This is a genomic window from Cryobacterium sp. Hz9 (assembly GCF_004402825.1).
GTDB lineage: Bacteria > Actinomycetota > Actinomycetes > Actinomycetales > Microbacteriaceae > Cryobacterium > Cryobacterium gelidum.
In genome coordinates this window covers 1-14,177 of sequence record NZ_SOFC01000008.1, presented here as the reverse complement: position 1 = coordinate 14,177, position 14,177 = coordinate 1, and the positions used below count along the sequence as shown (strand labels likewise).

11 protein-coding genes and 2 pseudogenes are annotated in these 14,177 nt (G+C 61.0%); 8 read left to right on the top strand and 5 right to left on the bottom strand.

Going from position 1 to position 14,177, the window contains the following annotated elements; translation table 11 throughout:
* Positions 1-48: 48 nt before the first annotated feature.
* Positions 49-573, bottom strand: a complete 525-nt coding sequence (msrA, locus tag E3N85_RS02130; protein WP_134458931.1) for a peptide-methionine (S)-S-oxide reductase MsrA — start codon at positions 571-573, stop codon at positions 49-51.
* A 143-nt stretch (positions 574-716) separates the two neighbouring features.
* Here msrA and E3N85_RS02125 point away from each other — a divergent pair, with 143 nt between their 5' ends.
* The gene (locus E3N85_RS02125; RefSeq protein ID WP_134458929.1) at positions 717-962 is read left to right on the top strand and encodes a DNA mismatch repair protein; all 246 of its coding nucleotides are present in this window, start codon (positions 717-719) and stop codon (positions 960-962) included.
* Between the two features lie 85 nt (positions 963-1,047).
* A complete protein-coding gene (locus tag E3N85_RS02120; RefSeq protein WP_134458927.1) occupies positions 1,048-1,812 on the top strand; it encodes a hypothetical protein in 765 nt (254 codons plus the stop codon).
* 80 nt (positions 1,813-1,892) lie between these two features.
* Here E3N85_RS02120 and nadE read toward each other — a convergent pair whose 3' ends face one another.
* A complete protein-coding gene (gene nadE / locus E3N85_RS02115) occupies positions 1,893-2,714 on the bottom strand; it encodes an ammonia-dependent NAD(+) synthetase (RefSeq protein WP_134458925.1) in 822 nt (273 codons plus the stop codon).
* Between the two features lie 360 nt (positions 2,715-3,074).
* Here nadE and E3N85_RS02110 point away from each other — a divergent pair, with 360 nt between their 5' ends.
* The 4 genes and pseudogenes from E3N85_RS02110 to E3N85_RS02095 form a co-directional block, all read left to right on the top strand.
* The gene (locus E3N85_RS02110) at positions 3,075-3,578 is read left to right on the top strand and encodes a DUF4913 domain-containing protein (protein ID WP_241978261.1); all 504 of its coding nucleotides are present in this window, start codon (positions 3,075-3,077) and stop codon (positions 3,576-3,578) included.
* Between the two features lie 422 nt (positions 3,579-4,000).
* Positions 4,001-5,307: pseudogene (locus tag E3N85_RS02105) on the top strand (ISL3 family transposase).
* Between the two features lie 202 nt (positions 5,308-5,509).
* Positions 5,510-6,289, top strand: coding sequence for an alpha/beta fold hydrolase (locus tag E3N85_RS02100; RefSeq protein ID WP_241978260.1), 780 nt, complete (start codon positions 5,510-5,512; stop codon positions 6,287-6,289).
* A 189-nt stretch (positions 6,290-6,478) separates the two neighbouring features.
* Positions 6,479-6,826 (top strand): annotated as a pseudogene (locus tag E3N85_RS02095) (IS5 family transposase); the annotation flags it as partial.
* A 379-nt stretch (positions 6,827-7,205) separates the two neighbouring features.
* On the opposite strand, the gene E3N85_RS02090 reads toward E3N85_RS02095, so the two are convergent.
* On the bottom strand, positions 7,206-7,565 hold the full coding sequence (locus E3N85_RS02090; RefSeq protein WP_134458923.1) for a hypothetical protein: 360 nt from the start codon (positions 7,563-7,565) through the stop codon (positions 7,206-7,208).
* Between the two features lie 389 nt (positions 7,566-7,954).
* Here E3N85_RS02090 and E3N85_RS02085 point away from each other — a divergent pair, with 389 nt between their 5' ends.
* Both E3N85_RS02085 and E3N85_RS02080 read left to right on the top strand, forming a co-directional pair.
* Positions 7,955-8,281: a hypothetical protein gene (locus tag E3N85_RS02085; RefSeq protein WP_134458921.1), complete on the top strand. Its 327-nt coding sequence runs from the start codon at positions 7,955-7,957 to the stop codon at positions 8,279-8,281.
* Positions 8,282-9,223: 942 nt separating this feature from the next.
* Positions 9,224-9,667 carry a hypothetical protein gene (locus tag E3N85_RS02080; protein ID WP_134458919.1) on the top strand — a complete coding sequence of 148 codons (444 nt, stop codon included), beginning with the start codon at positions 9,224-9,226 and terminating at the stop codon, positions 9,665-9,667.
* Between the two features lie 296 nt (positions 9,668-9,963).
* Here the strand turns inward: E3N85_RS02080 and E3N85_RS02075 are convergent, their stop codons facing one another.
* Entirely contained in the window at positions 9,964-10,284 is a 321-nt protein-coding gene (locus E3N85_RS02075; protein WP_134458917.1) for a hypothetical protein, read from the bottom strand.
* 20 nt (positions 10,285-10,304) lie between these two features.
* Entirely contained in the window at positions 10,305-14,015 is a 3,711-nt protein-coding gene (locus tag E3N85_RS02070) for a DUF6531 domain-containing protein (RefSeq protein ID WP_255453854.1), read from the bottom strand.
* Positions 14,016-14,177 lie beyond the last annotated feature (162 nt).

The following is a 14,177-nucleotide window of genomic DNA, read 5'->3' as shown; positions in this document are numbered from 1 at the left end:
TTTCGAATCCGTGGAGAATTCCGCGACCGAATGGCTGGGGAGGAGGAGCTAGCTGACGAGGTATTCGGAGTACGACTTGCGAATCTTGTTGACCTTGGGCACGGCGACCGCCATGCAGTAGCCCTGGCCTGGATTCTTGGCGAAGAAGTCCTGGTGGTAGTCCTCGGCCTCGTGGTAGACGCCGAGCGGTTCGATCGTAGTCGTGATGCCAGAACCCCACCACTCGCTTGCCCGGTCGCGGGCCGTTTCGAACAACTGCTTCTGCTCGGTGTCGGTGTAGAACATCGCCGATCGGTACTGGGTACCGACATCGTGACCCTGACGGTTGAGCTGGGTCGGGTCGTGCAGCGTGAAAAATACGTCGAGGATGACGCTGGCTGGAATGACCTCGGGGTCGAAGGTCACCGCGACGGCTTCGGCATGGCCGGTGCGCCCCGTGCAGACCGCTTCATAGCTCGGGTTGGCGGACGTACCGCCGGTGTACCCCGACACGACAGCGCTTACTCCGCGTAAGACCCGATAGACAGCATCGAGACACCAGAAACATCCACCTGCGATCACAAAAGTTTGCATCGGTCCATTGTAACTCCTTGGTCGCCGGGTTCACAGGTCGAACCCGTGTTCTCGGGATGTGTTCGCCACGAGCGGATGTCAGTGGTCGCCGATACCGTGAAAGCACCAACCGCGGGCAGCTGAGATACAACGAAGGGGCACACATGACCACTCTCATCGCACCCATACCTCGCGCAGCAATTCCCAACGTTCGAGGGCGCACCTTCATCCGTGTGCGCGATGGGCTGTGGCGTATCGTCGACCCGTCCGGCGCCGTCATCGGCTATCTCGAACACCACGATGGCGTCGACGGCGATCGGTTCAGTGCCAGGCGCGTCGTCTTTGCAACCAGAACTCGGGACTTGGGCGTGTTCTGTCGCATCGAAGACGCGGTCGATTGCTTTCGCTAGAGCGGCACCCAATCGTGACAACCGCGTGGGGGCACGCCGCGTCTGGTCCCCGGGAACAGGGTTCGGCGCGGATAAAATCCACCACATGGAATGGTGGAATAACTTCGTAGCCTGGTTTACCGATGTCAGCACTCAACCGACGGTCTACACGGCGGTCGTCTTCATTGGCGCGATCGTCGTCGCGAGCGTGCTGGCCGCGTTGATCTCACGGGGGGCCATCAAACGTCTCATCTCCCAGCGTGATCGCGAGACCCGGGTGGCCGCGATCGCAACGCTCGTCGATGCCGCCACCGAGGCATCCGTGTGGAATTCTCTGACACCGCAGGAGCAGGTCATGAGCGACCGGGCGGTCGGCCAGGCCGACAATCAGGTGCGCTTGCTGCCGATTCGCGGATCGGCAATCGCTGCGAACTGGGCCGCCCACGAACTGTACGAACTCAAGCGCACTTCCGCCACCTTCGGCTACCAGCTGGAACCGGCACTGGTTGAGTTTCGTGACCGCCTGGTCGAGTGGCAGAACAAGCCGGCACGGGCACGCAAACTCTTCCAGAGCGATCTGGATCGTTGGAACGCCCAGAACTCCTCCACCGAGAAGGGCCTGCTGGCCGAGCAGGACGCCTGGGTGGCCCAGCAGCACCACGACCAGTACAACGCAACCAATTCTGCCCCGGCTCCGTTGCGGGCCTCACCGCTGACCCCCGCGACCGTGAACCGCACCCCAGCGCCCACATCTACGGGGTCGACATCTGACGCGTCGACGGAGACGCTGCGCCTGCTCGACGACGTGAACAAGCTCGAGGTGCGCAGTACGGACCCGCTCACGCGGTCGTCTGCGGCGCCGACGCTTTAGAAGCACGACGTGCACGATCCGGTCGGCGTCTTCTCCGCGCTGACCGGCTCGTTTGTTGTCAACGCCGGGTGGTGTCGACGCTACTGCCACCAGGCGTCGAACAGCGAGGCCGGCATTCGGCGCTTGTGCTCGGTGCTCAGGTAGCGAGACTCGATCGCTGCGGCCACCTCGTCCTCGACCGGCTGCCCTTCGAGAAAGTCATCGATGTGCTCGTACTGCAACCCCAGATTGGCCTCATCGGTCTGGCCGGGAGCGTGGTCGAGTAGATCAGCGGTGGGGTCCTTGAGATAGAGCTGTTCGGGCGCGCCCAGTTCCGTCAGCAGGGCGCGGCCCTGTCGTTTGGTCAGCCCGGTCAGCGGCAAAATGTCGGTGCCCCCGTCACCGTACTTGGTGAAGAATCCGGTGACCGCTTCGGCAGCATGGTCGGTACCGACCACGAGCAGGCCGAGCTGGCCGGCCAGCGAATACTGAGCGATCATGCGGGAGCGCGCCTTGACGTTACCCTTCGTGAAGTCGCTCATCGCCACGTCCACGCTGGCCAGGAATTCGTTTTCGAACCCGTCGACGGCGAGTTCGATGTTGAAGGTAACCTGCGATTGTGCACGGATGAATTCCAGGGCGAGTTGGGCATCCGCTTCGTCGCGCTGCACCGCGTAGGGCAGGCGCACGGCCACAAAGGTGGCCGGATGACCCTCGGCGACGAGTTCGTCGACCGCAAGCGCGCACAACCGACCGGCGAGCGTGGAGTCCTGGCCGCCGCTGATGCCAAGCACTAAGCCCTGGGCGCCGGTGTGCTTGAGATATTCTTTGATAAATTGCACTCGGCGGTGTACCTCGGCGGCGGGGTCGATGGTGGGTGAGACGTTGAGCTCCGCGATGATTCGCGCCTGTTGTTCTCGCATACTTGAATCTAGCAATCCTCGACAAATTGCGCTGCTACCCCTGCGTACGAAACCACGACCATGGTGTCCCCGATACGAATCGGACCTACGGCAATTGGATTAGAAATTCCTTTGACTATGCCCTGCAAATGGTGCAAATTTAGGCATGCGTAAACGCGGTCGGCCGTCGGGTGAGCCGTCGTACCCCGTGAGGCGGGTTGACCGGATTCGCGCTTGATGCCGGACGCCTTTAAGGCAATGGGCGCGCGCGTGAGCCGTACCTGTAATCGACGCGCAGCCGCGGCGCCTCACCACGAATCGGTAGCGTTTGCGGCAGAGTGGGCGTCCGGCGATCACAACGATTCGTTCCGAGAGAATTCCTTGGACGATCTCGACGGGCCGCTCATCACCGAGCCGCCGCATCCGATCAACTGGAACCTCCTCAGCGCCGAAGACGCCGAGGCCGAATGGATCGAGCTCAACCGGTGGGTGAACTGGCTGCGACGCACCTACGGGCTGCCGGCATCCGTTGTGCCGCCGTTCTGGCACCGGCACCCCGAACTGGTCTGGGAACTTTCCGCGCTGCACTTGCACTGGCTCGGTGCCTACGACCCCGACCAGCACGGCTCCGCCCCGTTTGGATGGCATCGCGACTTTGCGGATGCCCGCCAGCGCCTCCGCGACTGGGTGGCAGTGTCGGGGACGCGGTTGGATCGGGACCGGGCGACGCGCCAGACGGCCTGGCCAGGCGAGGCACCCGCGGACGCCGTTGTAGACATCGTGATCCACGACCGCGAAGAGGACTTTGTGGAGTTCGTCGTGGACGACGTTTCCAAGCGCCGCGAGGCTGAGGCCAGTTTCTACGCGCGCCCGGTCTCTCCGTGATCCCCCGATTGGGCGTGCGACTTGGATCAGCGCTTGCCCACCAGCAGTCTGGACCGCGCATACATGTACGGCCGGTCGCGTCTTTTGGTGCTCGCAGTCCGGCTTCTGTCGTTGATGCGTTTGAACCCCGGTCATCGGGCACTATATCGGGCCGGGCAAACGCGACACTCAGGATCGTTGAAAGCGACGAAGTCCGTAACGGCGCGGAAATGCCCGTTGAAGGTCCCTCTTGCGGATCGATGGGACTGCCTACCGAAGCTGCGATTGAGCACCATTTCGGATTACGGTCACATTTTTTAGGATCTCTGATTGAGGGCTCTTCGCGATTAAGGGTGTAGGAAGGTGGCGCGTCGGTCGCGGGGTAGGCGTCGAGGTCTTCCGATGATGGAAGTTCCTACGCTGTCCATCCGGAAGACCTCGACGTGTTCAACGCTACCTTTGATGCCCCTGACCTGACCACGTTTTGCCGCCTTGATGAGCTCAGCCTCGAAGCGGTGGGGCAGCTCGTTGAGCTGGCTCGTGCGGTGCTGGTGTGTCGAGTGGTCGACACGGATGAGTGGTACCGGCGGTGCGGGTGCCGAGGTGTAGCGAGAGACACGGTGGCTCGTCGGCTGGCGCACGAACCGATGGGCTGGCGTCCGACCACGCTGTTGGTCCGGGTACGCCGCTACCGCTGCGGCGGGTGCGGGCATGTGTGGCGGCAGGACATCACGAAGGTCGCTGAACCGCGGGCGAAACTCTCCCGGCGGGGCCTGCGGTGGGCGCTGACGGGCATCGTGTGTCAGCATCTGACCGTCGCCCGGGTCACTGAGGGCCTGGGCGTGGCCTGGAACACCGCGAACACCGCGGTCCTGGCGGAAGGCAAACGGGCCCTGATCGATGATCCGGGACGGTTTGACGGGGTGCGGGTGATCGGCGTAGACGAGCACGTCTGGCGGCATACCCGCCGGGGCGACAAGTACGTCACTGTGATCATTGACCTCACTCCGATCCGCGATGGGACGGGCCCGTCGCGGCTGCTGGACATGGTCCAGGGACGCTCCAAGGCAGTGTTCAAGACCTGGCTCGCCGACCGGCCCCAACCCTGGCGAGACGACGTGGAAGTCGTCGCGATGGACGGGTTCACCGGCTTCAAAACCGCCACCACCGAAGAACTACCCTGCGCCGTGGCGGTCATGGACCCGTTCCACGTCGTGCGTCTGGCCGGGGACGCCCTTGACGGCTGCCGGCGCCGCGTCCAGCAGCCGTCCACGGGCATCGGGGGCGCAAAGGCGACCCGCTCTACTCCGCCAGGCGCACCCTGCACACCGGCGCGGACCTGCTCACCGACAAACAGCAACAACGTTTGACCGACCTGTTCGCCACCGAAACGCACGTGCAGGTCGAAGCGACCTGGGGCATCTACCAGCGGATGATCAACGCCTACCGAGACGAGGACCGAATCAAGGGACGGGAGTCGATGGAGAAGCTCATCGAATCGGTCAGCCACGGCGTCCCGGCCGCCCTCACCGAGCTCGTCACCCTCGGACGCACCCTCAAGAAACGAGCCGCAGACGTCTTGGCGCACTTCGACCGGCCCGGCACCTCCAACGGGCCCACCGAGGCGATCCAATGCCGCCTCGAACACCTCCGCGGATCAGCCCTGAGATTCCGCAACCTCGCCAACTATGTCGCCCGCTCACTCCTGGAAACGGGAGGATTCAGGCTCCAACTACACTCTCAATTATGAAGAGCCGGTTACATCCTGGAATTCAGGGACCCCGACAACGTGGCGCTGGAACTCTTCGCCCCTGCCTGAGGCGTGTTCGACCTGAGATGTGTTCGATCCAAGACATGTTGGATGCGCTGCCTAACGGCGTATCGCTGTGCCGTCGGGCCTCTGGCCAGATAACCTCTGGCCAGATATGTTGCACTGCCCCTACAGTGAAGTCATGTTGCACTCAACTCGGCAAGGCTCCGGTAAGCCACTCCTGCTGATCCATGGGCTCGGTTCCAGTATTGGCAACTGGAATCCGGTAATCCCGGCGCTGGCCGCTGAACGCGATGTCATCGCCGTCGACCTCCCCGGCTGCGGCGAATCCGCGCCGCTGACCGGCGAAACCACCATTGCCACGCTGACCGATTCCGTCGAAGCCTTTATCCGCGACGCGGAACTGGGTGACCTTGATCTGGTAGGCAGCTCCATGGGCGCCCGGATGGTAATGGAAATGGCACGCCGCGGGCACGCTGGCACCACGGTCGCACTGGACCCTGGTGGATTCTGGAATGACCGCCAGGCAGCGATCTTTGGTACAAGCATCAAGGCATCCGTCGCACTGGTACGCCGCATCCAACCGGCGCTCCCCTTCCTCACGGGCAACCCTGTGGGTCGCACGGCCCTGTTTGCACAGTTCTCCGCCCACCCCTGGAAGCTGCCACAGGATCTGGTCCTGCACGAGCTTCGCGGGTTCAAGACATCGACCAGCCTGGACCCGTCCCTCAACGCGCTGATTCACGGACCCCGCCAGGAAGGCGCACCGGCCGGTTCACTCAAGGGCAAAGTGGTCATTGGATGGGGGCGGAAGGACAAGGTCACCGCTCCCAGTGAGGCGGCGCGGGCCACGGAGCTGTTCCCGGATGCAACGCTGCACTGGTTCGAAAACTGCGGTCACTTCCCGCACTGGGACCAACCAACGGAAGCGGCGCGCCTGATTCTCGATAGCACCGGCTGAGCGCCCGGGCGGAGCCACCTACGGCTGAGTTGGCTTCAGAAAGGTGGAACCGGCGACGGCTGGGGATGATGCCCCGGTCTCGGGAGGTATCGACGTCGCCGGTTCCGAATTGGGGAACCGGCTTCACTTGGACCGTGGCCGCTAGGGCGTGTCTCCCAATGATGGGCTGTTCATCGGCAGGATGGAGGAGTGAGCCCTCGTTACGCCGTGTTGTCGGATGCCCAGTGGAAGCAGATTGCCCCGTTGATGCCTGAATCGGCGGGGAAGTTGGGCCGTCCGTTCAAGGATCACCGTCTTATGACGGAGGGGATCATCTACCGGTATCGGGCCGGCATCCCGTGGCGGGACCTGCCGCCGCAGTTCGGGCCGTGGCAGACGGTCTGGGAACGCCACCGCCGCTACAGTGCCGACGGGACCTGGGACAAGGCCCTTGCTTCGCTGCTGGCCCGGGCGGACGCCGCCGGGCTGATCAATTGGGAGGTGTCGGTGGATTCCACGGTCAACCGCGCCCACCAGCATGGCACCAACCTTCCCCGCGGGCGAGGCTCTTCTTGAAGGCCTCGAACCGCACCTGCTCTAGGTTGCTCACTTGGCCCCGCAACCGTTCCGCGACGACCTCCCTGTCGGTGACGAACGCCTCTACGCTCATATCTCCTCCGGTCCCATGCCGAAGCCTGCGAAGCTCGCCGATCGTGGCTGTCAGGGCCCGCCTCATCATCGCCTGGAAATCCCACAGCGTCTGGTCACCGTCAAAGAAGAAGATTGCCATAAGGCCATCAAAACAGACCCGTGCCTCCGGCAGGAACTATGTCGCCGAGTGTCCCGGTGAAGGTTCGGCTTCTGGGACGATGCAGTGGCTGGGTAAAACATGCCGTGACTGCGGTGATGTCGCGCAACGTGCAGGCGGGAGCGGTCGTTATTTGCTCCGGTTCGTGGGTTGTTTGTGCTGTCCCGCTTGTCTGAGGACTTTTCCGGTCGTGGAATCAAGCTGAGGCAGTTCCGGATAGGCGCCGCCCGTCGTTGTGTATCCCGCTCTCGACTCTTTAACTGCTTTCAGCAGTCCCGCGAGCACGACAAATATGACGACGGCAGCGTTGAGGGTTGCCGAGGGGAAGACGACGAACAACCATGGCGGCACCGTTTCAGCCGTTGCCCCCGTCAGGAAATAGGCTGCGGCGCCGACCGCCGTTAGCAAGAACAAGACGGTACTGAGCAGTCGAAGCGGACGGCCCCAGTGCTCGGCAGTGCGGCCTGGAAGCATGTCGGATTTCTTCATCTCATTCCCCAACCCTGGCTTCCATATCTACTCGTATTCCCTGTTGAACGAGTGGCATCGGCCGTCGTGCCGAAGTTTGATACCCCGGCCCCAGCCGCCTGCACCCCCGTGCCCGGCGGAGGGACTCTATGGGGTCGCTCTGGGTGCTTGACCGCGTTGGTAAAGTCGTTCCTCGTCGGAAATTATTGAACGTCGAGCATTCGACCACGCTAATGATGCAGACGCATTTTGTCCGTTCGTCATTGAAGCGTCCCAAGGCCAATTATCGGCGCGCACAGCGCGAAGACGCTCATGCCGGAGCCAAGGAGAACGATTGAATTCAGATCTGGCATCGAATCCTGGTTGATCTCGTCGTCAACCTGTTGGCGGTATTGGACGCTCACTGTTTCGTGTCTCTTTCGAACCGCAGCGAGCATACGATATCGAAAAACAATCACGCCAATTCCGACAGCCCCGGCAAGGAGACCAAGTGCGATGCAGAGAAGGTTGAAAATGCGGTCAGCTCCAGTGCGGTTTGGGAGTTATTGGGACAATCTGACGAGACCGTTTGCGGCTATCACAATGCCAATCACGATTGCGCCGACGCCGGTGAAGGCGATGGTTCCAGGTGTCAAGCTTTGCGCCGACCGTTCAGCTTGGAGGCCAAACACTGCTCTAAGAGCATCCGCGTTCAGGCGGGCGATCGCGGCCCTTCTCCAGATCAGCAGGACACCTAGGGACGCACACACGACGCCAATCAGAACAGGAACCATGTCAAACCTGACCTACCTAATCGGAAACTGAGATCGTACCGGGATTCACCAACGGGACGTTGCAGGCAACCTTATGACAACCCGAAGAAAGATCGGAGGGCACTGCTAGCCCCGGTCGACGGGTCGCATCGCACCGACCGGGCCCTCAGCCTGGCGGGGAAGGCCATGGCTACCGTCGCTTTTGTGTACGACGGCATGGCTGATCTCATTTGATCGCTACTCGTGCGCGGTATCACCCACGCTGTTCGACGAGCCAATGCTCCACAGCTGCAGCCGGTAGCCGGTAGCCGGTGGACAGGTGGTTCAGAACAAGTCAAGCTTTCCGATGCGGTGTACTACTTCATGGATTTTTTTGGCCGGAACCCATGACTGGGCTGTGTCCCGGATAAACGGTCGCAGCAAGCTCCGTTGGATGAGTGCAATGAGATGGATGTCAACCCAGCCTAAGAACTGGCCAATTGCGACACCGCGCTTGTGAAGCCAAGGGGAAACGATCACCCACGCAATACAGCCAAGTGGTACGACGAGCCACAGAAGTATGCCGCGCACGATAAGAAGCACGAGACTAGCGAACACGCCAATTGTCTTTGAACTCACGGTAAGCCCCCCAGAATTCCTTCGATACTTCCACCAAATGGTACGACACCGAGAACGACGTCGTCGCCGAAATCTAATGGGCTCATTAACGAGCAGTCCGGCGTGGAAGTCTCCCACTTTCACGCCGGGCGCTTCACGGGCACCGGCACAGAGTCCGGAAGTTTAGATATCAACGCGTGAAGAGTTACGGCGATGTTGCTTACTCGGGGGTAGAGACAGGGTGTTGGTCGACCGTTACGCTGCAGGCAGCTGCATTGGGCAGTTCGTGATGAATCTTATGGTTGTTGCGTCGGGTTTTTGGGGGATGGCGTGAAGATTCTTGGTGCGATCCTGGTTGGCGTCATTGTCCTGGCTGTGACTGCGATTTTCATTGTCAGGACCCTGGAAGACAGGGCTACCGACGAGTTTGTTTCGCAGGTTTCACGGCTGGACACTCCTCCGGGCTGGACGCTGCTGGATGACATTGTCCGCCGCGAACAGTTCCTGTGCGTGAGTACTAATCCCTGTCCGAGCATTGCCCGGCGTTGGGAGGCGGATATGGCGGTGACCGTCCAGGATTTGGAACAGATCGCTGCTCCGGCGGGTTTGGTGTTTTTCGTGGAGGGGACGTGCCAGCGGCCAGTCGACGCGACTGGGGAGACCACCGTGTGCACGGGGCGAGCAGTCAAGCACAGATATAAGTATCAGCTGACAGTGATTAGCGTGGATGCCCAGGGGAATTTGCGCGCGGCATTGGACGTGCGCCCGTCCTGATTCCTCAAAGTCTGGGCCGACGAGTCTCAAAGCGGGACGGAAACAACGAACCAATTTTCATGTCGTCGTCTCTTAGAGTCCCGAGGTGACGGCATCAGAACATCTCTCTATTAGCGTTGGATATTCGACGAATTCACAAAGCCACCTTTATTCAGGAGCGAGCTTCCGACGCGTGTTTCTCATAGTGAGCATTCCCTCTTGTGAGGTGTCTATCAAAGATTCAACCGACAGAGATCCCCGTCTGGCCTGTCGTTACTTGAGCCGGTTCGCAGGTTGCTCGCGCTGAACCGCTTCTCTCAAGTCCTCCCCGCTTCTCTCAAGACCTCGCCGGTCTTGGAATCAAGCTGAGGCAGGTCCGGATACGCCCCGCCCGTCGTTGTGTACCCCGCTTTCGACTCTTTAATCGCCTTCAGCAGTCCCGCGAACACGACAAACGTGACTATGGCAGCGTTGAGGATTGCCAAGGCGAAGACGACGTACAACCATGGTGGCACCGTCTCAGCCGTTGCCCCCGTGAGGAAATAGGCTGCGGCGCCGACCGCCGTGAGCGAGAGCAAGACGGTACTGAGCAGTCGAAGCGGACGGCTCCATTGCTCGGCAGTCAATCCTAGAAGCATGTCTGACTTTTTTATCTCATTCACCAACCTTGACTGGCATATCTGCTCGTACCCACAGTAAGACTAGTGGCGTCGGCCATCGTACCGAGGCTTGATAATCCGGCCCCGGCCGCTTGTGCGCCCATCCCCGTTCCCTTACCCAACACAGCCCCAGCCTTAATGCCGATGCCCCCGACGCCCGCTAGCGTACCAACGGCGCTAATCGTGCAATCGACGTCGACACCTTTCCGGCAAGCAATTACTGTGCTTGCTACCGAGACAGCTATGGCTGTCGCAGTCAAGGCTACGATGATAGCCGGGCTGGCGACAACGAACGCGGCGACGAACAATGCGACCCCGGCAACACCGAGCACCAATCCGGCTGTGTCCCATGCATCGTTTTTCGCCGACGTTAGCCGGGCGGCCTTGTTAAGCGCCCCGCCGGCCGTGCTGCCGTTGACCGCACCGTTGACCACGGCACTAGCGCACCCACCTTTCGCTGAAGCGCAGCTCACCGCGGAGCCATCAGGCGCTCCGCTCACTGCTCCGGCAACGCCCGAGAGTGGGGCTGGTCCGAAGTTAAGAACTGAACACAAGGCAGCCTGTGTGCAATTGCTGCTGACGGTCCCGGAGGTCGCGGCATGGCCGCCGCTGATACCGGCAGTGACCGACAGCCAACTACTCGCGCTTTTCCCAAACGGATCGAGGTTGACCATCGGGTTTGCATTTCCGTACTGATATCCGACTCCTGGGTTGGCTGCAGGATCCGGCAACAGGACCTGACCAATGCTTGGCACATATTGTCTCGCCGTCAGATTGTACGATGTCCCCTCGGCGAATGCACTCAGGTACTGACGAGGGTTTGTTGGGGCCTTCTGCCCAGCCGTGCTGCTGCGCATACCCCCATAAGGCTCATATGCGTAAGTCAATTTTGCGCTTCCCGTCGCGTCGACAACTGCTCGGACGGATCCTTGCGCATCGGTCAGGTACGAGTAGTTAGTTGTGCCACTGGTGAGACCCACAAGGCTGGTGCCGTAGGTGTATCGGCGCAGCGTGTCGCCGCTAGCGCTCTGTTCGATGTCGAGTTGACCGGTAGTCGGACTCCACAGGTTCCGCACTACGGCGTTACCGGTGGTGGTGGTGGCTCGGCGGCCGTCCGCGTCGTAGGTGTAAGTCGTCGGCCTTGACCCGCCTGCGCTGACCAGGTCTCCCGCGGCGTCCCAATTGAACGTGCTGGTACCGCCGTTCGTAATATTGCCGTCCGCGTCGTACGAATAGGTCGCGGCACCGGACGCACCTGATCGGCTCGTGAGTCGCCCTGTCGAGTTGTAGGCGTAATTTGTTGTTCCTGTTGGCCGCGTTTCGGTGAGTCTCTTGCTGTCGCCGTCGTACGTCCATTTAATGGAGTTGGTGGATCTCGTGCAGGTGGGGGTTGAGTAGCATACCTGGGGCAGCCGCGACGATGAGTCGTAGGCATACAAGTCGGTCGCACCGGTCGCATCGGTGATTGATGTCGGGTCGCCATTTCCGTCAAGAACATAACTAGAGCTGGTCAGGATTGTCGAGCCCTTGGCTCCGATCACTTTTAACGGACGGCCGGCCGCGTCGATCGAGGTCGTCTGTGTCACCCCGCCAGGCAGAGTAGCGACGCTGTCTCCGGTCGTGTCGTTGTAGGCGTACGACACGAGTGTTGTTGCTCCCGCTGCGACTTTAGTGAGTCGTCCGTCGGCGTCGTAACTCAGCTGTTGAGGTGCCGCTCCCGGCAGTGTCTGAGACACCGTGCGCCCAGTGTTGTCATAGGAGTAGCTCCACGTGTTGTTGTTATTGTCTGTGGCGCTGGCGACCTTATTCAAAGCGTTGTAGGTGACGCCCTGGCTGGCGCCGTTAGCGTACGCGGAAGTTCTGTTGCCATTGAGGTCGTAGTTGTAGTTGATCCCACTACTCGTCGCCCCATCAGTGAAAGAAACACTACTGACGATGCCTATCTGGTTACGCTGCATCGTGATCGTGCGCCCTGACGGCGACGTTTGAATACTGAGTCGTCCGCCCGCGTCATATTCATACGAATACTGACCAGCGCCCGTGGTCTGGGCTGTCGCTCGTTTATTGAGCGAGTTGTAGGTGAATGTGGTGACGATGCCTGCCGGGGAGGTCTGGCTGAGGACGTTGCCATCTACGTCGTAGGTCAGGAGTGCGGGAGGGATGGTGAGGTCTGGACCTTGGACAGAGGTCACATGGCCGTCGGCATCATATGTCGTCGCGGTGACCTTGCCTCGGGCGTCCGTTGTCGAGGTAGCACGGCCCGCGTTGTCGTAGACAGTGCTCGTGGTGATCCCCTGCGGGGCGACGGTTTGAGTGATCTGCCCGACAGCGTTCAGCGTGTAAGTCGTGGTGAAGGTTCCAGGGTTTGCTCCAGCAACATTTCCGCGGGAGCTCACCGTCGACGTTGGGCGCCCTGCGCCGTCATAGCCGTAAGTAGTCTTCCGCCCGGTCGCAGTGGTGATAGCGCTCAGGTCACCAGCAGTGCTGAATGCGTACTGCGTGACTGCCGCGTTGGCGTCGGCGGTGGTCGCAAGAGTCCCGTTGGTGTTGTAGGTGTTCACACTGGACACGACCGAGCCGGAGCCGGACACAAGGTCTGGGGTGGTGACGGTGAGCAGGTTACCGGCCCCGTCATAGGTGTATTGGGTGTTGGTGTTGTTGAAGTCTGTGGAGCTAATCAGGTTGTTGCTCGCGTCATAGGTGTACGACTCAGCCGGAATGACCGTGTCGTTGACAACGTTGGCGACCGGGGCCAATCTCCGAATCGTGTTTCCCCGACTGTCGTACTCAAATCTTGTGGTTTCACCAGTGGCCGTGGAGACGCGGGTCATCTGGCCTCCGTCATTCCACGAGTAGCGGGTTGAATTGCCGGCACCGTCGATCTGCTCGACTAGGTATCCGTTCAGGTAGACATCCTTAGCGATGAGGCCGCGCGGGTCCGTTGTGCTCGCCGTTTGGGTTGGCTCGTCCCACGCAAATGTCGTGATGGCGCCATTAGCGTCCCGCTGCTGGATAGCCCGTCCCGATGTTGAATCGTAAACGAGGCGCACCGGGTAGTTCCCGTTCGGGTCGCGGATGGAGTCTAGGCGCCCACCACCGTCGTAGCCGTAGGCAGTGATCTTCCCTCGCAGGTTCGTCGAGGATATGAGTTTGAGACTCCCGTCATAGCCGTACTGGACCGAACTCCCGTCGCTGCCCACCACTTGGGTGATTCGTGTTCCTGTTGAGTCCCAGGTGAAAGTCAGTGATCGCCCACTGCCGCTCGCCGTCAGAAGCTGCGCCCCAGAGTAGGTCAGGATGGAACCTTGGCCATTGCGATCTTTGATCATCGTCAGTCGTCCTGAGCTGTCAAAGACTTGCTCACTCTGATCCCAGTTCACAAGGGCGAAACCGTCACCGCTGACCCTCGCGAGTGTGCTGGCCACCGCCGGAGGGGCTAAATATCCTCCAAGCCCATCGGGGGTGAACGCTTGCAGCGCTCCGGTCGGACTGTGATAGGTGATGACACCGGTCCCGGAGTCGATTGAGAGCCCCGCGTCGTAATTGAACGTCCAGCCGGGCCCGAATGCGCTGCTGCGAGTGACGTTCGACGAATAACTACGTTGCGATTGGAGAGGGCCACCGAGCGCCGCGAGGGACAGGTCCGCACCCATGTGGTCGTTGAACGCCCCGGTGTATGAGTCAACCGGGTCAGCTTGGTTTGCATGGATCGCCGAACGGAATTTGTCAAGGCGGATGAGACCAGTGGGAGTTTAGGCAGCTAGTTCGAGCCCGTCATTCTCGGTGGGTTTGTCGGCTGGTTTGTTGATCCATGCCGTCTCGGGAATGGAGAGAATCTTAGGTGCCTGGGTCGTGCTGAATCGCTCTGGGAA